This is a genomic window from Kitasatospora sp. NPDC059722, assembly GCF_042733235.1.
Classification (GTDB): Bacteria; Actinomycetota; Actinomycetes; order Streptomycetales; family Streptomycetaceae; genus Kitasatospora.
The window spans coordinates 8,470-28,270 of the sequence record NZ_JBHWGD010000085.1 but is presented as its reverse complement, the minus strand read 5'-3'; the positions used below and the strand labels follow the sequence as shown (position 1 = coordinate 28,270).

The 19,801-nt window shown below is 74.5% G+C and carries 20 protein-coding genes; 11 read left to right on the top strand and 9 right to left on the bottom strand.

Annotated features, from left to right (window positions below; all coding sequences use genetic code 11):
- Positions 1–43: 43 nt before the first annotated feature.
- The 4 genes from ACFV4F_RS35065 to ACFV4F_RS35050 all read right to left on the bottom strand — a co-directional run bounded on the left by ACFV4F_RS35065 (position 44) and on the right by ACFV4F_RS35050 (position 3,422).
- On the bottom strand, positions 44–808 hold the full coding sequence (locus ACFV4F_RS35065; protein WP_380439855.1) for an ABC transporter permease: 765 nt from the start codon (positions 806–808) through the stop codon (positions 44–46).
- Between the two features lie 23 nt (positions 809–831).
- The gene (locus ACFV4F_RS35060) at positions 832–1,812 is read right to left on the bottom strand and encodes an ATP-binding cassette domain-containing protein (protein WP_380508758.1); all 981 of its coding nucleotides are present in this window, start codon (positions 1,810–1,812) and stop codon (positions 832–834) included.
- A gap of 135 nt (positions 1,813–1,947) precedes the next feature.
- Positions 1,948–3,120: a glycosyltransferase gene (locus ACFV4F_RS35055; protein ID WP_380508755.1), complete on the bottom strand. Its 1,173-nt coding sequence runs from the start codon at positions 3,118–3,120 to the stop codon at positions 1,948–1,950.
- Entirely contained in the window at positions 3,117–3,422 is a 306-nt protein-coding gene (locus ACFV4F_RS35050; RefSeq protein WP_380508752.1) for a hypothetical protein, read from the bottom strand. Before ACFV4F_RS35050 ends, ACFV4F_RS35055 begins: the two co-directional genes overlap by 4 nt.
- A 162-nt stretch (positions 3,423–3,584) precedes the next feature.
- Here ACFV4F_RS35050 and ACFV4F_RS35045 point away from each other — a divergent pair, with 162 nt between their 5' ends.
- From ACFV4F_RS35045 to ACFV4F_RS35025, 5 genes are all read left to right on the top strand, one after another.
- A complete protein-coding gene (locus ACFV4F_RS35045; RefSeq protein WP_380495574.1) occupies positions 3,585–4,517 on the top strand; it encodes a 3-oxoacyl-[acyl-carrier-protein] synthase III C-terminal domain-containing protein in 933 nt (310 codons plus the stop codon).
- Positions 4,518–4,594: 77 nt separating this feature from the next.
- Positions 4,595–4,885 carry a phosphopantetheine-binding protein gene (locus tag ACFV4F_RS35040; protein WP_380508749.1) on the top strand — a complete coding sequence of 97 codons (291 nt, stop codon included), beginning with the start codon at positions 4,595–4,597 and terminating at the stop codon, positions 4,883–4,885.
- A 4-nt stretch (positions 4,886–4,889) separates the two neighbouring features.
- On the top strand, positions 4,890–5,648 hold the full coding sequence (locus ACFV4F_RS35035) for a hypothetical protein (RefSeq protein ID WP_380508746.1): 759 nt from the start codon (positions 4,890–4,892) through the stop codon (positions 5,646–5,648).
- Complete coding sequence (locus tag ACFV4F_RS35030; protein WP_380508743.1) at positions 5,645–6,301, top strand: 4'-phosphopantetheinyl transferase family protein; 657 nt, start codon at positions 5,645–5,647, stop codon at positions 6,299–6,301. Before ACFV4F_RS35035 ends, ACFV4F_RS35030 begins: the two co-directional genes overlap by 4 nt.
- A gap of 113 nt (positions 6,302–6,414) precedes the next feature.
- Entirely contained in the window at positions 6,415–8,082 is a 1,668-nt protein-coding gene (locus tag ACFV4F_RS35025) for a condensation domain-containing protein (protein ID WP_380508740.1), read from the top strand.
- A 173-nt stretch (positions 8,083–8,255) separates the two neighbouring features.
- Here ACFV4F_RS35025 and ACFV4F_RS35020 read toward each other — a convergent pair whose 3' ends face one another.
- Entirely contained in the window at positions 8,256–8,894 is a 639-nt protein-coding gene (locus ACFV4F_RS35020; protein WP_380439837.1) for a hypothetical protein, read from the bottom strand.
- Between the two features lie 107 nt (positions 8,895–9,001).
- Positions 9,002–9,586 (bottom strand): RNA polymerase sigma factor, encoded by a 585-nt coding sequence (locus tag ACFV4F_RS35015; RefSeq protein ID WP_380439835.1) that lies wholly within the window; start codon positions 9,584–9,586, stop codon positions 9,002–9,004.
- Positions 9,587–9,827: 241 nt separating this feature from the next.
- Between ACFV4F_RS35015 and ACFV4F_RS35010 the strand changes: the two genes are divergently transcribed.
- The 5 genes from ACFV4F_RS35010 (at position 9,828) to ACFV4F_RS34990 (ending at position 13,705) form a co-directional block, all read left to right on the top strand.
- Entirely contained in the window at positions 9,828–10,631 is an 804-nt protein-coding gene (locus tag ACFV4F_RS35010) for an SAM-dependent methyltransferase (RefSeq protein ID WP_380508738.1), read from the top strand.
- 153 nt (positions 10,632–10,784) lie between these two features.
- On the top strand, positions 10,785–11,672 hold the full coding sequence (locus ACFV4F_RS35005) for a hypothetical protein (protein ID WP_380508735.1): 888 nt from the start codon (positions 10,785–10,787) through the stop codon (positions 11,670–11,672).
- A gap of 188 nt (positions 11,673–11,860) precedes the next feature.
- A complete protein-coding gene (locus ACFV4F_RS35000) occupies positions 11,861–12,595 on the top strand; it encodes an SDR family NAD(P)-dependent oxidoreductase (protein WP_380439829.1) in 735 nt (244 codons plus the stop codon).
- Positions 12,592–13,326, top strand: a complete 735-nt coding sequence (locus ACFV4F_RS34995; protein WP_380508732.1) for a polysaccharide deacetylase family protein — start codon at positions 12,592–12,594, stop codon at positions 13,324–13,326. Before ACFV4F_RS35000 ends, ACFV4F_RS34995 begins: the two co-directional genes overlap by 4 nt.
- A 52-nt stretch (positions 13,327–13,378) precedes the next feature.
- Positions 13,379–13,705, top strand: a complete 327-nt coding sequence (locus ACFV4F_RS34990) for a deoxyxylulose-5-phosphate synthase (RefSeq protein ID WP_380439825.1) — start codon at positions 13,379–13,381, stop codon at positions 13,703–13,705.
- 47 nt (positions 13,706–13,752) lie between these two features.
- Here ACFV4F_RS34990 and ACFV4F_RS34985 read toward each other — a convergent pair whose 3' ends face one another.
- The 3 genes from ACFV4F_RS34985 to ACFV4F_RS34975 all read right to left on the bottom strand — a co-directional run bounded on the left by ACFV4F_RS34985 (position 13,753) and on the right by ACFV4F_RS34975 (position 17,043).
- On the bottom strand, positions 13,753–14,832 hold the full coding sequence (locus ACFV4F_RS34985) for a hypothetical protein (RefSeq protein ID WP_380495553.1): 1,080 nt from the start codon (positions 14,830–14,832) through the stop codon (positions 13,753–13,755).
- Positions 14,833–14,842: 10 nt separating this feature from the next.
- Positions 14,843–15,778 carry an NAD-dependent epimerase/dehydratase family protein gene (locus tag ACFV4F_RS34980; protein WP_380508729.1) on the bottom strand — a complete coding sequence of 312 codons (936 nt, stop codon included), beginning with the start codon at positions 15,776–15,778 and terminating at the stop codon, positions 14,843–14,845.
- A 143-nt stretch (positions 15,779–15,921) separates the two neighbouring features.
- A complete protein-coding gene (locus ACFV4F_RS34975) occupies positions 15,922–17,043 on the bottom strand; it encodes a DegT/DnrJ/EryC1/StrS family aminotransferase (RefSeq protein ID WP_380439819.1) in 1,122 nt (373 codons plus the stop codon).
- Positions 17,044–17,458: 415 nt separating this feature from the next.
- Here ACFV4F_RS34975 and ACFV4F_RS34970 point away from each other — a divergent pair, with 415 nt between their 5' ends.
- Positions 17,459–19,675 carry an MMPL family transporter gene (locus ACFV4F_RS34970; protein ID WP_380508726.1) on the top strand — a complete coding sequence of 739 codons (2,217 nt, stop codon included), beginning with the start codon at positions 17,459–17,461 and terminating at the stop codon, positions 19,673–19,675.
- Positions 19,676–19,801: the final 126 nt, after the last annotated feature.

Below are 19,801 nucleotides of genomic sequence, written 5' to 3'. Positions count from 1 at the left end.
GGTCCGGCCTGTGCTGGCCGGGCCCTTCTCGTCGTTCCGCTCGTCAGCGCACGCGGGTCGAGAACAGCCGCGCCGACCAGTACACCGACAGGACGGTCATCACGACGACGACCAGCAGCCCCTGCCAGACCACGGCGTCGCCGGCGTGCCCCGAGAACAGCGCCCGCATGCCCTCCACGGCCCAGTAGAAGGGGTTCCAGTGAGCGGCGGAGCGCAGCCAGTCGGGCGCGAGGGTGAGCGGCAGCAGCACGCCCGACAGGAGCGCGATCGGCTGCGCGATGGTGTTCACGACCGGTGCCATCGCCGCGTCCGTCGGCACCATGAGCGCGATGCCGAAGGAGATCGCCGAGGTCATCAGTGCCAGCAGGCCGAGCAGCAGGTAGGCGAGCAGGAGGTTGAGCGGGCTCACCCGCAGCCCGAACGGCAGCGCGATCAGCGTGATGAGGACGGCCTGCACCAGCAGCGCCACCATCTCCCGCAGCGCGCGCCCGAGCAGCAGCGCCAGACGGCTCACCGGCGTCACCCGGGAGCGTTCGATGATGCCGGCCTTGAGCTCGCCGAGCAGGCTGAAGCCGGTGAACAGGCCGCCGAAGATGCACAGCACCGCCAACAGGCCCGGCACGTAGACCTGGTAGGCGTCGGCGTAGCTGCTCGCGCCCTCGGGGGCGAGCACCTTCTTGAGCAGGGGCGCGAACAGCAGCAGGTAGAACAGGGGCTGGATGATTCCGACGGCGATCCAGACCGGGGTGCGGATCATCAGCAGCAACTGCCGCTGGAAGACCAGCCAGGTGTCACGGGCGAGCTTCACGCGAACTCCTTCCAGGTGGCGGCTCAGGCGGTCTGCTCCAGCGAGCGGCCGGTGCGGGCCAGGAACACGTCGTCCAGGCTGGGCCGTTGGAGCTGGACGGTGCCGGGTGTGACGCCCGCGCCGTCCAGTGCGCGCAGCAGTCGGGGGATCGCGGCCGCGCCGTCGTCGAGGTAGAGCCGCAGCCCGTCCTCCCCCCGCAACTCCAGTCGGTGCAGGTACGGTTGGGTCCTCAGGACCTCGGCGGCGCGTTCGGCGGCGCCCTCGGTGGTGTCGGCCAGGCCGACCAGCACGACGTCCCCGGAGATCTCTCGCTTGAGCGCCTCGGGGGTGCCCTCGGCCACGACCCGGCCGTGGTCGACGATCGCCACCCGGTCGCACAGCGCGTCGGCCTCGTCGAGGTAGTGGGTGGTGACGACGACGGTCATGCCTCCGGAGCGCAGCCGCTTGATCTCCGCCCACACGTGCGCCCGGCTGGCCGGGTCGAGGCCGACGGTGGGTTCGTCGAGGAAGAGCACGCGCGGTTCGTGGATCACTCCGAGCGCGATGTCCACCCGCCGGCGCTGGCCACCGGAGTACGTCGCGCACGGGCGGTCGCCGAACTCGCCCAGGTCGAAGGCCTTGAGCGCGTCCTCGGCGGCCCGGACGGCACGCGCCTTGGGGGCGCCGTGCATCCGGGCCTGGAGGACGAGCTCCTCGCGCGCGCTGACGCCGTCGGTGGTGCCGCCGCCCTGGGCGACGTAGCCGATCCGGCGCCGCACTTCCGCCGGGTCGGCGAAGAGGTCGGCGCCGGCCACGGTCGCCCGGCCGCCGTCGGGGCGGATCAGGGTGGCGAGCATGCGCAGGGTGGTGGTCTTCCCGGCGCCGTTGGGGCCGAGGAAGCCGTGGATCTCGCCCGCGTCGACGGTGAGGTCGATGCCGCGGACGGCGTCGACGGTGGTGTCCTCACCGCTCCTGCGGGAGGTCTTCTTGCGGTAGGACTTGCGCAGTCCCGTGGTCTCGATCAACCGGAACTCCCGTGCGGGGATGGGCGGCCGGCACACCGGTCCAGGTGCGGCCGGGCCGCTGTCGGGCGCCACCCTAGGGCGTCGGCCGGGCGGAGACAATGGCCTAGACCAATGGACGTGCGATCTTCCGGTCTGCTAAAGGGGCCCGGCCGCGGGCCCGTTGAGCAGCGCCTCCAGCCGGTCGGCCGCCGTACGGGCTCCGCCGCCCGCCAGCAGCCCGGCGCCGACCCGGGCGGCCGCCGCCCGGTACCGCTCGTCGTCGAGGACGCCGCGCACCGCCCGGGCGAGCCCCTCCGGCGAGACCCGCGCGAACGGCACGCGCACCCCCGCCCCCGCGGCCTCGACCTGCGCCGCGACGAACGGCTGGTCGTGCCGGATCGGCGCGGTGACCAGCGGAATCCCGTGCGCGAGCGCCTCGCCGACGGTGTTCATCCCGCCGTGGCAGAGCACCGCGTCCAGGGTGCCGCGCGCCATCATCTCCAGGATCGGCGCGCGGTCCACCGCGACGGCGTGCGGCGGGAGTTCGGGCAGGAGCTCGTGCGGCGCCGCGAACACCGGCTGCACGTCCTCCCCGCACAGCTCCAGCGCCCGGACGGCCCGGGCGTGGAAGTCCGCACCGAGCTCGCCGGCCAGTGTGCCCATGGTGACCAGGACGCGCCGGCGCCCGGGCAGCAGGCGCTCCCACGGGAACGACGGGTCGGCCGGCCGCTCGCCGTGCACCGGCCCGACCAGCGCGTACTCCGGTGGGTGTGCGCCGGCGCCGGTGAGGGCCGGCCCGGTGGTCGCGAGCACCAGCGCGGGGGAGAAGCGCGGGTCGGTGAACTCCTCCGCGGGAAGCCCGGCCCGCTCCCACAGACCCTGGAGGAGCCCGGTCATCCAGGCCTCGACCTGCGGCAACGCCCGGTACGGTCGGCCGAGTTCCATCGCGCCCGGTGCGAAGCTCGCCCAGGGCAGCCCGTGCCGGTGTGCGACGATCGCGCCCGCCGGGGTGTGCTGGTCGACCAGCACGACGTCCGGCCGGTGCTCGCGCACGATCGCGTCCAGCGGCTTCGCGGTGAACCGCGCGTAGGGCACGATGAAACCCTCCCAGAGCGAGCGCAGCGCGGCGAGCCCGTGCCCGCCCTGCGCGCGGAACGCCCGGGTGCCGGTGCCGAGGACGTGTGCGCCTGGCCCGAGGAGCGGACGCAGGACGGTCTCGGTGCCGGTCCACAGGACGTCGTGGCCGCGCTGCGCGAGCTCGGCGGCGATGCCCGCGGCCGGGTTCACGTGCCCGGTCAACGGGGGCATGACGAGGAGGAACCGGCTCATGCTCCCGCCTCCCCGGAGATCAGTCGCTGCACGTCGTCCATGGTGAGCGCCTCCAGCGCGGCGAGGTCCAACCGGGCGCGCAGCGCGGCGAGATCGGCCCTCGCTCCGAACCGTTCGCGCAAGCCCTCGGCCAGCGCCGCGAGTTCGGTCTCGTCGAGCAGGAGGTCGCCGTCGAGCCGGGCGTCCGGCGTCACGCGGGACGCCCACCCGGGCGGTGCGGCGGCGGCCCCGACCAGCAGTGCGACGAGGTCGGGGCGGACGGATGCGGCCCCCGCGCATGCGGGAAGTTCGGGATCGTTCACGGGAAGGCTCCACCTGCTCGACGGCACGGGGCGGGCGCGACCGGCGGCGGTGGCCGGTGCGGAGGAAAAGCGAAGGGAATGCGAGAAACGCGAGGAGAGTGCGAAGAGAAGGAGCCCGCGATCACTTGTGCGACCGGTCCGGGCGTGGGAATACTAGCCCGCGTGACCGCACTGGAGGCAGTGGCCGTTCACCTCCCCCCGCACGCCGTGCCCATCGAGGCGGTGGGCGAGCGCATCGGCCTGACCCCACGTCAACTCAAACTCTTCCGCCGCTTCCACGGCCTGGACCAGCTGCGACTGGACCCGGACGGGACGCTGCCCGACCTGCTCGACGCCGCCGTCGACAACCTCACGGAGCTGCGCGGACGCGAACGGCACGTCCGTTTCGTGATCCACGCCCGCAGCATGCCGGTGGCGGTGCCCTACCCGCTCAACCCCCTGCACGACCTGATCGCCCGGCGCGGCCTCGCCCACGCCAACGCCTTCACGGTGACCCACCACGCCTGCGCGGTGGGCCTGTTGGCGATCGACCTGGCCGGCCGCCTGCTGGCCGGCGACCCGGACCCGGAGGCGCTGGCCCTCGTCGTCGCGGGCGAGAAGACCTTCACCAGGGACGCCCAGGTGGTGCCCGAGACGGGCGTCTTCGCCGAGGGCGCCGCCGCCTGCCTGGTCCGCGCGACCGGCGAGCGGCACCGCGTGCTGTCCTTCGCGGTGCGCCAGCGCCCCGAGTTCGACGGCCGGCTGGCCGAGGACCCGGACCTCCTCGCCCGCTACCAGCGCGAGTACCCGGTCGTGCTGACCGAGGCGATCGAGGCCGCCCTGGACCAGGCAGGTCTGGACCTCTCGGACCTGGCCGCGGTGCTTCCGCACAACGTCAACCAGGCCTCCTGGCGGATGCTGGCGCGCCGGATCGGGCTCCCGGTGGAGAAGGTGGTGCTGGACAACGTGCCGTCCGTGGGGCACAGTTTCGCTGCGGACAGCCTGATCAACCTCCACACCGCCACGACGCGGGGGCTGCTCCGCCGCGGCGACCGCTACCTGATCGCCGCCGCCGGGATCGGAGCCACTTTCTCCGCGATGACGGTCCAGTGCTGACGGTCCGTCGGCCTTTGTCCCCCTGGTCTTCATCAGTCACTTCAGCCACTTCCCACGTACGACGGGACGGTTCACCCATGTCGGAACCCGTGGTCCAGACCACTGACCCCGAGCTGCGCGAGCGGATCCTGCACGGCATCGGCGAGCTCCTGCCGCGCGTCCTCAAGCGCGAGCTGCCGGAGATCCCCGAGAACGCCTGCCTCTTCGACGACCTCGGCCTCACCTCGGCCGGCACCATCGAGCTGATCCTCGAACTGGAGGAGTCGCTCGACATCCAGGTCGACGTCGAGCAGATCACCGAGGAGGACCTGCGCTCGGTCACCAGCCTCGCCGACTACGTCGCCGGGCACATCATCCCCGAGGACTGACCGGGTGGCCACGCGCGGCCTGCGGATCACCCGGGCCCGGGCCCGGCGCTTCGACGGCCGGTCGGAACTGTCGCTCGACCCGGACCTGCGCGTCTTCGTCACCGACCTCACCCGCCCGTACGGCCTGCCGGTGCGCGAGGACCTGTTGCGCGCGGGCGCCGGCCACTCCTACGAGGAGATGGCGGCGGGCCTGCTGCGCGAGGAGCTGGCCGACGACGAGCCCGTCGACCTGCTGATCCTGGCCTTCGACTCGCCGGACGTCCGTCCGGGCGCACCGTCCTCGCTGGCGCTGAGCCGCTCCTGTCCGGGGTCGCCGCTCGCGTTCGCGGTCTGCGACCAGGGGCTCGGCGCCGCCTTCACGGCCCTGCGACTGGCCGCCGAGTACCACCGCACCGGATTCTGCCGCCGAGCGGTGGTGGTCGTCGCCGAGCAGACGGCGCTGCACTACGCGCCCGGCGCACCGGTCCGACTGCCCGAGCGGCACGGTGCGGTGGTGCTGGTGTGCGAGGAGGCTCCGGGGGAGTCGATGGACATCCGCCAAATGCCTTGCACGGACGACCCGGAGAAGGAGGTCCGCATGCTCGCCGAGTCGCTGGAGCCGGGAACGGCGCTCGTGCGCGGCCCCGGCGTGGGCGGTCCGACCGCCCAGCCCTTCACCGGCGTGTGGGCGGAACTCGCCGAGGGGCTACCGCAGCACACCCCCGTCCTGGTCGCGAGCTTCGACCGCCGGCTGGGCGTGCTGAACACGCTCGCGCTCCCGTGACCGTCGACGTCTGGCTCATCCCGACCGACCAGCCGGCATCAGTGGCGGAGGAGTTGTGGCACCTCCTCGACGAGAGTGAGCGCGCGCGGTGTGCCGGGGCGGACCCGGTGGTGCGCCGACGCTTCACCGTCGTGCACGGCGCCGTCCGCCAATTGGTCGGCGCCCGGCTCGGCGTGCGTCCGGCCGACGTCGTGTGGCGGCGCGGCCGGCACGGAAAGCCGCTGCCCGAGCGGGCCGGCGGGCTGGAGGTGAACTATTCCGCCTCCGACTCCCTTGCCGCGCTGGCCCTTTCGGATGGGCGGCCGCTCGGCGTCGACGTCGCGCGGATCCACGACCGGCGGGTGGCCGGGCGGGTGGCGGCGCGCTTCTTCCCGGCCGCCGAGGCGCGGGCCGTCCTGGAATCGCCCGAGCGCTTCACGGAGTTGTGGTGCCGCCGGGAGGCCTGTGCGAAGGCGTACGGCGGCCGGCTGGTGCAGTCCTTCGACCTGCCCGTCGACGGTCCGTCGCCGCTGCTGCTCGCGGATGCGGGCGCGCTCGGGCCGGGGCCGGTGTGGCTGTCCGACGTCCCGGTCCCGGGGCCGTTCCGTGCCGCCCTCGCCGTTCTCGGCGAGTCGCCTTGTCATGTCAACTACGAAGTATGGCAAGGGAATTGAGAGCGGAATTCGATGCGCGATGTGGTCTGGACCAGTCGCGGAGGCCGCTGGTAGCGTCCGGGACACATTCCCGCCCCCGGTCCGATCCGGGCAGGCCGAGAGGCGCGTGCGACGTGACACGGACCAGCCGACGGATCACCGTCCGGTACGACGGCGCGAGCAGCGGCACGGGCCCGCTCACGCTTGGCCAGGACAACATGCTCCGCTGCATCCGCAACGACGCCCCCGCGGCGATCAACCGGGAGTCCGTCTGGCCGGTGCCGGACGGCGTCACCGTGCCACAGGCCCTTCGCGCCCTGCGTGAACTCGTCGAGCGGCATGAGTCGTTGCGCACGTCCTTCCCCCGGGGGTCGGGGGAAGACGGCTTTCCCGACCGCCAAGTGGTGCACGCGGAAGGCGAGTTCGACGTCACGGTCGTCGACGCCGCCGACGTTCCGGCCGCCGGACTCGATCCGCTCGCCGAGGCGCTGGGACGCGCCGACGTGGCCCTGCCGTTCGACGTCGCCGCCGCTCCCCGGCTGCGCTTCATCCTGCTCGCCTACGGTGACCGCGTGCTGCGGCTGATCGCCGTCGTGTGCCACGCGGGTGCCGACGGAGCGGCCACCGCCGTGCTCATCGAGGACTGGCTCGACCTCGCGGCCGGCAAGGAGCTCCCGCCCGTCACCGCCCCCACCCCGCTCCGGGTGGCCGCCGTCGAGCGGAGCCCGCGGGGCCTGCGAAGAACCGACGCCGCCCTGCGGCACTGGGCGCGCCTGCTCGCCACCGGTCCGCTCACACCCTTCGCGGACGCGCGGATCGCAGGCCCGCCGGACCACGTCGGAGCCGTGCTGGTCCGGTCCGCCGCCGGAGCCCGCGACCTCGCCGCCGTCTGCCGCCGCACCGGCGCGGGCCCGTCCGTCGTCGTGCTCGCGGCCTTCGCGGCCCTGGCCGCCCAGCGGGCGGGCGGCCACGAGCTGATGATCTCGGCGCTCTCGTCGAACCGGCAGCGCGCCGCGATGACCGACCACGTCGGCACCCTCGCGCAGGACGCGCTGCTGCTCCTCGACACCGGCGTCGCCGACTTCGACCGGCTGGTCGGCCGTGCCAAGTCGGCCGCGCTGCGGGCGTACTGGCACAGCACGCTCGACGCCGAGCAGGTCTGGCGGCTGGTCGAGGACACCGCGCACCTGCGCGGCGCCCGGTACCCCCGGCGGCTGGTGGTGAACGACGTGAGCCAGGCCGTCCCCGACGCCGTGCTCGACACGCGCCCGGCCCCGGCCGCCGACCCCGAGCTGATCAGGCTGCCCGACCAGCCGATCGGCGTCCGGCTGATGTTCACGGTCCTGCGGCACGGGGGCGTGCTGGAGTTCGTGCTGTCCGCCTGTCCGCAGGTGCTCGACGCCGCCGAGACCGAGGCCTTCGCCCGCCGCCTGCTCGCCCTCCTGGCCGCCGCCGCCCACGGCCCGGTCCCGCTGGCCGCCCGGCCGGCGACCCTGCGGGCGGGGGAGTGGCGGCAGGTCGACGGCTCGTGGATCGACCTGGCCGCCCTCCGTACGGTCCTCGCCGAGGTCCTCGGCGCCGCCGCGGTCGTCGAATGCGTCGACGGCCGGCTCGTCGCCCGCCTCACCACCGGCGACCCCGCGCTGACCCCGGCCGTCGCCCACCGGGCCGTGGTCGCGGCGCTGCCCGGCCGGGACACGGTGATGGCGCCGCACCACTACGTCGTCCACGGGCCCGGGGGCACGACCGAGGGCGACGGCCGCGACCCCGTGATCACCGCGCGCCTCGCCGGACTCGCCTGAACGCCGGACCTGCCCGGACGCCGCACCCGCCTGGACCCCGCACCCGCCCGGACGCCGCACCCGCCTGGACCCCGCACCCGCCCGGACGCGGCACCCGCCTGAACCCCGCGCCCGCCCGGACGCCGCACCCGCCCCGGCTCACCTGAACGGAGGAAGACCGAGCGCCCGTCGCCTCACCCCTGGGTGTCCTCCCACTCCCACGAGCACTCCGCCGTCGCCCCCGAGGTGAGCTCCCACGGGCTCGGCACCTCGTGCGGATCCCCGTCGCCGTCCTGGACGGGGAGCCGGTCGATCACCGCGACCAGCGCGGGCGGCAGTTGCGGTGCCAGCCCACGGTGGCAGCGGGACAGGATGTCGCGCCGCACGTCGTCCGGCAGCAGCGGCCGGCTCACCCGCAACGGCCGCGGCCCGCGCGTGCGTTCGGCCGCGGCGAGCTGGTCCGACCAGGCGCGCCAGTAGTCCGCGTCGTCGGTCTCGCCGAGCATCAGGTGGTGCAGGTGCAGGCAGTACGCGGCGGTCCCGCTCCCGGACCCGGCGGCGAAGCGCCACCAGAACTCGGCGCCTTCCTCCCGCCCGGTCGCGTACAGCAGCGCGCCGAACACCTCGGCCCCCTCGGGCTGGATGCGGCGTGCGTTCACCAGCAGGTCGAGCCCGCGCGAGGCGTCCGGCGCGCCCAGCACCAGGGCCACCACGAGGCCCAGTTCGAAGGCGGCCTGCTCGTGCTCGGTCGGCAGGTGGGGCGGTCCTGCGGTGAGTCGGGCCTGACGCAGGGCGGCGATCCGTTCGGCGTGGGCGCGTTCGGGTCGGGGCACGTGGAACGGCGCGCGCCCCTGCCCGGCACTCCGCGCCCCGTCGGGCGGGGGAGTGCCGGGCCCGTCGACCGGCGGGTGCGGCTCGGGCTCGGGTCGTGGCCGGAGCGTCACTGCGCGCCCTCGCTGTCCGGGAGTTCGCCCACCCCGAGCCGCCGCGCCAGCCGCTCCCGGGCGTGCCGCAGGTTGGAGTGCACGGTGGCCACCGGCCGGTCCAGGTAGGCCCCGATCACCTTGACGTGCAGGCCGAGCAGGTAGCGCAGGACGATCACGTCCCGCTGGCGGTCAGGCAGTTCGAGGATCGCCGCGTACAGCCGCACCTCGTCCGCCTCGCTGTGCAGCAGCCCGTTCGCGACCTGCTTGAACGCCCCGATCACGGCCGCGAACGTGACCGCCTCGACCGCCACCGGCTCCTCGCCCGCGACCCAGTCGGCGATGTGCCGGTTCGCCAGCCGCCAGGCGTACGCGGCGGGCTCCTCGAATCGCAGCACCTGGGACCAGCACCGGGCGAGGTCCTCCTTGACCGCTTCCACCACGAGCGTGACGTCGGCGCGGTTGCCTATCCGGGTGAGCGCGAGGGCGTGCCAGGCGGGTTCGTGGGTCTCGCAGAACGCCGAATAGGCCAGCCCCATCCGGACGTTGACGGACTCGCCCGGCACCGCGAGGGCCTCGCGGCCACCCCTGTCGATCGTCATCGAGCCTGCTTTCCGTGGCACCGGCCGGTCGCCGGGCCACCCGAGGGTCGGGCTGTGTGCGCCCATCCTCATTCCATCAGCCCTGTCACTCCAGGCTGCAAAGCGAATACAGATTGTCATCTCATGGGAATGAGTGTCTGGTTGCGTACAAGGCCGAGCGGGACGGGGCCGCGGTTGACCTCCGGCCGGCCTGGGCAGCAATCGATCACGTTGCGCAGCAGGCGCCGCACAGAGGAGAGCGATGAACCGGTACGACGGGGTGGACCTTCGGCTGAACGTCCCGCACTCGGCCCGGATGTACGACTACTACCTCGGCGGCTTCACCAACTTCGCCGCCGACCGCGAGGCCGCGGGCCAGGCGCTCGCGATCGCGCCCTGGCTGCGCGCCGCCGCCCGCGCCAACCGCGCCTTCGTCCACCGCTCGACCCGCGCCCTCGCGCTGGCCGGCATCGACCAGTTCCTCGACATCGGCACCGGCATCCCCACCTCGCCCAACCTGCACGAGACCGCCCAGGGGGTGAACCCGCGCGCCCGGGTCGTCTACGCGGACAACGACCCGATCGTGCTCTCCCACGCCCAGGCCCTGCTCGCCAGCACCCCCGAGGGCCGCACGGCCTACGTCGAGGCCGACGTCACCGACCCGACCGGCCTGCTCGCCGCGCCCGGCCTGCGCGAGACCCTCGACCTCGCCCGTCCGGTCGCGCTCTCCCTCAACGCGCTGTTCCACTTCGTCCCGGACGCGCACGGCGCACGCGAGGTGGTCGAGCACCTCAAGTCGGCGCTCGCCCCCGGCAGCGCGCTGGTGATGACGCACGTCAGCCCGGAGTTCGCCCCGGAGGAGGTCGCCCGGCTGATCCACATCTACGCGGCGGCCGGCACCGCCACCCAGCCCCGCACCCGGGCCGAGTTCACCCGCTTCTTCAACGGCTGGACCCTGATCGCCCCGACGATCGTCCCCACCCCCCGCTGGCGCCCGGCCCCCGACGACCCGGCCGTCACCGACACCGAGGCCGCGTGCTACTCGGGCGTGGCCCTGAAACCGTGAGCCGGTCCGGGTGAGCCGGGCGGGTCCTCCGTCGATCACCCTTCTCGACCACGCCCCCGTCCCGTCATGCCCCGCCCCCGTGGACCGTGCGGCCCCGCCCCTCCTGTCACAGACTGGTGGTGGATCGATGCTGCCCCCGAGGCTGGGAGAAGCATGCTGCTCGGACTCTCGACGGCGCTGGTCGCGACCGTCTGCTTCGGCTTCGGGGCGGTGTTCCAGGCGCGCGGGGCCAGGTCGGCGCCGCGCGCGGACCGGGTGCGGGCGGGCCTGCTGGCGGCGCTCGTCCGCTCGTGGCAGTTCGTCCTCGGCACGCTGCTGGACATCGTCGGCTTCGTGCTGAGCATCGTGGCGCTGCGCAGCCTCCCCCTCTTCCTCGTGCAGGCCGTCACCAACGCGAGCCTCGCCGTCACCGCCCTCGCCGCCGTCTGGCTGCTCGGCGCGCGGCTGCGCCGCGGCGACCTGGCGGGGATCGTGGCGGTGGTCCTCGGCCTGACGCTGCTCGGCCTGGGCTCGGGCAAGGAGGGCCGCGAGTACGCGCCGGCCGCGTTCCACTGGGCGCTGCTCGGCACGACCGTCGTCATGGTGCTGCTCACCGTCGTCCTCGTGCGGCGCAACGGGACGGTCGCCGCGGCCGGCCTCGGCCTGCTCGCCGGCGTCGGGTTCGGCGTGACCAGCCTCGCCGTCCGCGTGCTCGACGCGCACCGGCTGACGTCCGTGCTCGCCGACCCCGTCGCGTACGCCCTCGTGCTGGGCGGGCTCGGCGGCTACCTCGCGTACGCCCTCGCGCTGCAGCGCGGGACGGTGACCGCCGCGACGGCCGCCGGGACGGTCGCCGAGACCTTCGGCCCGGCCCTGGTCGGGGTGGTGGCGCTCGGCGACGCCGCCCGGCCGGGGCTCGAATGGTGTGCGCTGGCGGGCTTCGCGGTGGCGGTGGGCGGCACGTTCGTGCTGTCCCGGTTCGGCGAGCTGGAGGGGGAGTCGGCCGAGGCGCTCGCCCCCGAGGCCGGCACGCGGGCGGAGCCGGCGGTCCCGCCCCGCTAGTCCCGCCCCGCCAGTGCCACGGCAGTGCGCCCCGCAAGGCCCTCCCGGTAGCCCGCGCGGCGCCGCCGTGCGAAGGTGGCTTGCCGGACAAAACGGACGGCGTCCACGTAGGACAGCAGAGCGGCAGGTGCGCGATGGCGGACGAAGCCCACCGAGGGTCCCGACACCCGGGGGCGCCCGAACGCCCCGTGGTGCTGATCACCGGCGCGTCCTCCGGCATCGGCCTGGCCACCGCGACCCGCCTGGCCGAGGCCGGCTGGCGGCTGTTGCTCTCCGGCACCGACCGCGCCCGGCTGGACGAGCTCGCCGCCCGCACCGGCGGCGTCGCCCTGCCCGAGGACCTGAGCAAGCCGGACGGCCCGGCCCGCCTCGCCGAGGCCGCGCTGGAGACGGCCGGCCGGGTGGACGTGCTGGTCGCGAGCGCGGGCCTGGGCTGGCGCGGCGCGTTCCAGGACACCCCGTCCGACACCCTCGACCGGATGATCGAGGTGAACTTCGCCGCCCCCCTGCGCCTGGTGCGCCTCCTCCTGCCGGGCATGCTGGAACGCCGGCATGGGCGGATCGTCCTGCTCGGCTCGATGGCCGGCCAGGTCGGCGTGCGCGACGAGTCCGGCTACTCGGCGACCAAGGGCGGCCTCGCGATGTTCGCCGAGAGCCTCTGGTACGAGCTGCGCGGCACCGGGGTCGGCGTGCGGCTGGTGCTGCCGGGCGCGGTGGAGACCCCGTTCTTCGACCGCCGCGGCACCCCGTACCAGCGCGACCGCCCGCGCCCGGTGTCGGCGGAGCGGGTCGCGGACACCGTCGTGGCGACGATCCGCACCGAGCGCGACCGCCTGTTCGTGCCGCACTGGCTGGGCGTCCCGGCCCGCATCCACGGCGCCGCGCCGGGCGTGTTCCGCCGCATGGCGTCCCGCTTCGGGTGACGGCCCGCCACCTCCTCGCGGCCGCGGCCGCCGTCGAGCTCCTCCACTTGGCCCCGGCCGCTGTCCGCCTCCCGGTGCTGCGCCGCACGGTGGCGCGCCGGACCGCCGGGTTCGGCACGACCCCCGGCCACGTCGCCCTGACGTTCGACGACGGACCGGACCCGCACAGCACCCCGTACGTCCTCGACGCGCTCGACGAACTCGGCGCCCGCGCCACGTTCTTCCTCCTCGGGGCGATGCTCGACCGCGCCCCCGACCTCGGCCGCGAACTCGTCGTCCGCGGCCACCAGGTGGCCGTGCACGGCTGGCACCACCGGCAGCAGTGGTACCCGGCCCCGGCCCGCGACCTGCGTGAACTCCGGCGTGCCACCGAGGCGGTGACCGATCTGTGCGGTGCCCGCCCGCTCTGGTACCGGCCGCCGTACGGCGTGCTGACCGCCGGCCCCGCCCTGGCCGCCCGCCGCCTCGGCCTGCGCAGCGTCCTGTGGACGGCGTGGGGCCGCGACTGGACGGCCGAGGCCACCGGCGAGTCCGTCCACGCCACCGCCCGCCCCGGCCTCACCGGCGGCGCGACGCTCCTCCTCCACGACTCCGACTGCACCTCCGCCCCCGGCTCCTGGCGCGCCACCCTCGCCGCGCTCCCCCTCATCGCCGCCCACTGCCGCGCGCACGCCCTCACCCTCGGCCCCCTCCGAGACCACGCGGTGCCCCCGGACCGGCCGCCGTCCTGAGCGGCCGGTAAATCGCTCGGCCCGCTGGCCGCGCGCTCGATACCCTCGGCCCATGGCCCACGCGAAGACCTCGTACGTCTGCCTGCCCTGCCGGGCCACGTACAAGAAGCCCTACGGCGCGCTGGAGCGCATCTGCCCGCGCTGCGCCGCACCGATGTTCCACGCGGGCTCCGCCTTCGCCGCGCCCCGCCGCCGCGACACCGCGGCCTGGCGGACGCTGTCCGTGCTGCTGAACGCGGGGATCGGCTTCCACAAGAGCTGCTGTGGCGGCCCGGGTTACCGCCCGCGCACCCTGCCCGAGGTCAAGGCCCGCCTCGCCCATGCGCGCAGGACGGGCGAGCCGGCCCACAAGGCGCTGGTGCGTCGCGAACTCCCTTGACACTGCGGCGCCTTACCCCGGCCTCGTCCCGTATCCCAGCCGCGCCCTCACCCCAGCCCCGCCTTCTCCAGTGCCGCGCCGAACCCGGCGCGCCACGCGTCCGGCGTCGCGCCGACGGACGGCGCGGGCTCCGGGCGGGTCAGCGCGGCCAGGGCGTTGCGGACCACGTCGGCCGGGTGGGCGTTCGTCACGTCGGCGTGGCCGAGCTCCAGTTCGTGCTGCAGGTTGTCCCGTCCGTGCCCCTGGACGACGTCGAGCAGCAGCATCCGCCGCCCCAGCGCCCGGGCCTCGCTGCACGTGTCGCCGGAGCTGGTGACGACGAGGTCGGCCGCGGCCATGAGCGCCGGGATCCGCTCGGTGTACCCGAAGGGGTGCAGGCGCGGTTCGCGGGCGGCGGCCCGCCGCAGCCGCCGTTCGAGCTCCGCGTTGCGCCCGGCCACCGCGAGCACGTGCGGCCCGGCGGCCGCGAGGGAGCCGGCGGTCCGGGCGAGCGGGCCGAGGCCCCAGGCACCGGACATGAGGAGCACGCACCGGGCGTCCGGCGGCACGCCCAGCTCCGCCCGTGCCGCGGCGCGCCCCGGCGGGCGGTAGAACGGCGCGCGCAGCGGGGCGGGCAGCACGGCGATCTCCGCGTCCGGGCGGTAGCGCCGCACCGCGCAGGCGGCGACCTCGGAGGTGACGAGGAAGAGGTCCGTCCCCTCCTGCACCCACAGCCGGTGCGGGGTGACGTCGGTGCAGAACACGAAGTGCCTGAAGTCCCGCCCCGGCAGCCGGTTGACGGCCGAGGTCGCGGTGGCGAACACCGACACGACCAGGTCCGGCCGTTGCCGGGCGGTCAGTTCCCGCAGCGCGGGCACCAGCCGGGAGCGGGCCGCCGCGTCGGCGAGCAGCGCGATGCGGGCGCCGGGCCGCAGCGCGGAGAAGTGGAAGGCGTCGTAGACCCCCGGCAGGTCGAGCAGCCGCCGGAACACCGCCTCCCCGGCCGCGCCGGAGCGCTCGCCGAGCAGCGCCATCGCGTCGACGGTGTCGGTGGTCCAGCCGCGCTCCCGGAGCGTGTCGGCGCAGGCCCGGGCCATCACGTCGTGGCCCTGGCCGAGGGAGCCGGAGATCAGCAGTGCGTGCGGCACGAGCGGCGCCTCAGGAGCCGAGGGAGGCCCGGTACCAGTCCGCGTACCGCCGCACGCCGTCGGCGAAGTTCGTCCGCGGCGACCAGCCGAGGAGCCGCTTGGCCTGCGCCGAGGAGATCCGCCGGCCCGCGTAGTCGGCGGTGCGGGCCTCGATGTGCTCGATCGACACCGGCCCGAGCAGCTCGTCGACGGTGTCGGCGATGTCGCGCACCGAGACGGCGGTCGAGCCCTCCAGGGCGAAGGTCTGGTCCTCGGCGGCGGGGGACAGGGCCCGGACGTGGCCGTCGGCCAGGTCCTCCACGTAGACGAAGTTGCGGCTCTGCCGGCCGTCGCCGGCGATGGTGATCGGCCGCCCGGCGAGGGCCGCCTGCACGAAGCGGGCGACGACCAGTTCGTCGCGCATCCGCGGCCCGTACGGGATGCCGTAGCGCAGGATGGTGAAGTGCAGGCCGTACAGCTCGCGGTAGCTGTGCACGAGCATCTCGGCGGCGAGCTTGGTGGCCACGTACAGGTGCCCGCTGCGCTCCAGCTCGATCGGCACGTGCTCGTCCAGCTCCTGCTCGTCGCCGCCCAGTTGGTCCTCGGCGCCGAGCGCGGCACCGTACACCCAGACGGTGCTGGCGAGCACGGTGCGGCTGAGGCCGCTGCGCCGGGCGGCCTCCAGGACGGTCGCCGTGCCGTCGATGTTGACGCGGACGGCGCGCAGGGGGTCGGTGCGGATCTGGTCGACGTCGGCCATCGCGGCCAGGTGGTAGACGACCTCGCTCCCGGCCAGGGCGGCGGTGAGGCCGGGCAGGTCGAGGACGTCGATCCTGGCGTGCTCGGCCTCGGGGTTGAGGTACTTGTCGGCGGTGTCGATCGCGAGGACGTCGTGCCCGGCCGCGACCAGCCGGTCCACGACGTGCGAGCCGATGAATCCGCATCCCCCGGTGACGGCTATCCGCACGGTCTCTCTCCTTGTCGGGCGGTCTTTCGGCTGATCTGTCGAGCGGTCTGAGCGGTCTGAGCGGTCTGTCGAGCGGTCTGTGAGGCGGTCGGTGAGGCGGTCGGTCGGGCGACGGATCGGTGCGGGTGGCCGGCCGGCCGCGGTCAGGCCAGCCGCCGCAGGACCGCCGAGACGGCCTCGACGACCTGCTCGATCTCGTCCTCGGTCATGTCGGAGTGCACCGGCAGGCAGACCTGCCGCGCGCAGACGTCCTCGGCGGCGGGCAGCGGGCCGCGCCGGTAGGGGGCGAGCACCGGTTGGAGGTGGAGCGGCAGGTCGTACACCTCGCCGGAGAGCCGCACGCCGTGCTCCTCGGCGGCGATCCGCTTGAAGTCGGCCCGGTCGACGCCGCGCGGCAGCAGGGCCACGTACTTGTAGTAGTTGCTGCGGCAGCCGACCGGTTCGGCGACCGGCTCCAGCCCGGCCAGTCCGGCCAGCGCCTCGTCGTAGCGGCGGGCGACGGCCCGGCGGGTCTCGATGAACTCCTTGAGCCGGCGCAGGTGGACGGCGCCGACGGCGGCGTTGAGCTCGCTCATCCGCCAGGAGTAGCCGGGCAGGACGTGGTGGTTGGTGCTGAACGAGCCCTTGCCCTGGTCGCGGTAGATCCGGGCCTCGTCGCGCAGTTCCGGCGACTCGGTGAGGATCATGCCGCCCTCGCCGCTCGTGGTGACCTTGGTCGGGTAGAACGAGAACGCCCCGGCGAGTCCGAACGACCCGGCGGCGCGTCCGTTGAGGCTGCTGCCGTGGGCGTGCGCGGCGTCCTCGATCAGCGGGACGCCGTGCCGGTTGCACAGCGCGCGCAGGTCGTCGACGGCCGGGGTGATCAGCCCGCCGATGTGGACGAGTACGACGGCTGCCGTATCCGGGGTGAGGGCCGCGGCGAGGGTCTCGGGGGACAGCGCGAGGGTGGCCGGGTCGACGTCGGCGATCACCGGACGGCCGCCCGCGTGCAGCACGGCTCCGGCCGTGGCGTAGAACGTGACGGCGGGCACGACCACGTCGCGGTCCCGCACGCCGACGGTGCGCAGGACGATCTCCAGCGCCGACGTTCCGCTGGACACCGCGACGGCGTGCGAGGCGCCGTGCTCGGCCGCGAAGGCCTGCTCGAAGCGCTCGGTCCAGGGGCCGAGCGTCATCGCACCGGTGGCGAGGATCTCCGCCACCGCCTCGGCGACGGCCGTGCGGTCGCTCTCGTCGAACACGATGCGGGCGGCGGGTACGCCCATGGGGCACCTCCGGCGGCGGGCTGGGGTCAGCACCGATCGGGTGGGGTCGGTCCGGGCGTCCGAAAACGGCCGGGCCAGGCACATCACGCTACTTCGGCCGCCCGCGACCGGCCCGTTGTCGCCCCCGCACGGGTGACGTCCCCGCACGGGTGACGCCCGCCGCTGGGGTCACGCCGGGTACGCCGTCGGAAGCACCCGGGACTGCTTCGAGGGGAGGGCGTGCGCTCCGCCGTCCGGGGAGGTGACCTACTGCGTACGCAGTACGGGAAGTGTCTGCGCAGGGATGACGACGGAGCAGGGGCCGGCGACGAAGGATTGGTCACGCTGCGGAAGGACCGCGCCGACCGGCGCCCGGCCCTCCGCGGCGTGTTCCGCACCAGGTCGAAGACCGCGATCCGAAGGAGGCCGCTCTCCCGTGGCCACGTTGCTCTACCGCCTGGGCCGTTGGGCCTTCGTCCGGCGCCGGCTGGTGACCCTCCTGTGGGTCGCCCTGCTGGCCGTCGGCGGGGTCCTCGCGGCCAAGGCGCCCGCCGCGCCAGACGACGGCTTCGCGATGCCCGGCACGGAGGCCCAGAAGGCCTTCGACCTGATGAACGAGCGCTTCCCCGGCGGCCACGCCGACGGCGCCTCCGCCCGCATGGTGTTCGTCGCCCCCTCCGGGCAGAAGATCACCGCCGGGCCGAACCAGCAGGTCGTCGAGAAGACGGTCGACGAGCTCGCGCACGCCGAGGAGGTCACCGGCGCGGTCAGCCCGTTCAAGGCCGGCACGATCTCCAAGGACGGCACCACCGCGTACGCGACGGTGAACTACTCCGTCAAGGCGGGCAAGCTGTCCGCCGGCGCCACCAGCGCCCTGGAGCAGGCCGCCCAGCACGGCCGGGACGCCGGGCTCAAGGTCGAGATCGGCGGCACCGCCCTGGCGGCCAAGCCCGAGGCGGGCGGCAGCAGCGAGGCCATCGGCATGGCGCTGTCCGCGGTCGTCCTGACGATCACCTTCGGCTCGCTCGTCGCCGCCGGGCTGCCGCTGCTCACCGCCGTCGTCGGCGTCGGCCTCGGCATGGCGCTGATCACCGGGCTCGGCAGCGTACTCGGCCTGTCCAGCACCACCGGCACGCTCGCGATGATGCTCGGCCTCGCGGTCGGCATCGACTACGCCGTGTTCATCGTCTCCCGGTACCGCGCCGAGCTCGCCGAGGGCCGCACCCCGCAGGAGGCGGCCGGCCGGGCCGCCGGCACGGCCGGCTCCGCGGTGGTGTTCGCGGGCCTCACGGTGGTGATCGCCCTCGCCGGGCTCTCGGTGGTCGGCATCCCGCTCCTCGCCAAGATGGGCATGGCCGCGGCCGGCACGGTCGTCATCGCCGTCCTGGTCGCGCTCACGCTGGTGCCCGCCCTGCTGGGCTTCATCGGCAAGCGGGTGCTGCCGCGCAAGGTCCGCAAGAGCGCCGGGAACGCCGACGGGGCCTCCCCGGCCCCCGCGTCCGCGAAGGAGAACGGTGGCGCCCGCTGGGCCCGGTTCGTCCTGCGCCGGCCGGTCGCCGTGCTGCTCGGCGGCGTGATCGGCCTCGGCGTGCTGGCCGCGCCCGCGCTCGACCTGCGGCTCGGCCTGCCGGGCGACGAGGCCAAGCCGACCTCCACCACCCAGCGCCGCGCCTACGACCTGCTCTCCGAGGGCTTCGGTCCCGGGTTCAACGGCCCGCTGACCGTCCTGGTGGACGCCAAGGGCGCGCCCGACCCGAAGGCCGCCGCGAGCGAGGTCGCCAAGACGGTCTCCGCGCTGCCGGGGGTCATCACCGTCACCCCGCCGATGTTCAACAAGGCCGGCGACACCGCCCTGCTCAACGCGATCCCGGCCACCGGCCCGGCCGCCGCCGAGACCAAGGACATCGTCCACGCCATCCGCGGCCACGCGGCGGGCCTCAAGGCCGAGACCGGGGCGAGCGTCCTGGTCAGCGGCACCACGGCGATGAACATCGACGTGTCGCAGAAGCTCACCGACGCACTCGTGCCCTACCTCGCGATCGTCGTCGGCCTGGCCGTGCTCCTGCTCCTGGTCGTCTTCCGCTCCGTCCTCGTCCCGCTCAAGGCCGCGCTCGGCTTCCTGCTCTCGGTGGCCGCCGCGCTCGGCGCCGTCGTCGCCGTCTTCCAGTGGGGCTGGCTCGCCGACCTGATCGGCGTCCAGCAGACCGGGCCGGTGATGAGCATGATGCCGATCTTCATGATCGGCGTGGTCTTCGGCCTCGCCATGGACTACGAGGTGTTCCTGGTCACCCGCATCCGCGAGGGCTACGTGCACGGCGAGCAGCCCGGCCAGGCCATCGTCACCGGCTTCCGCCACAACGCCCGGGTGGTTACCGCCGCCGCCTTCATCATGATGGCCGTCTTCGCGGGCTTCATCGGCATGAGCGAGCCGATGATCAAGATGATGGGTCTCGGCCTCGCCGCCGCCGTCGCGTTCGACGCCTTCGTGGTCCGCATGACGATCGTCCCGGCCGTCCTCGCCCTGCTCGGCCGCCGCGCCTGGTGGCTGCCGACGTGGCTGGACCGCCTCATACCGGACATCGACGTCGAGGGCAGCAAGCTGCACACCGCCGCCCCCGAGCCGGTCCCGGTCCGGGAGTCCGTCGGCGTCTAGCGCAGTCACCGATTCGAACGGCCGCCGGGTCCAGGGTCACGGATTCCACGGCCACCGATTCGAACGCCCACCGATTACCGTTGCAGTCGGGGGGGGCGGCCCCCCGCCCCGCCCCCGCGGCGCGCG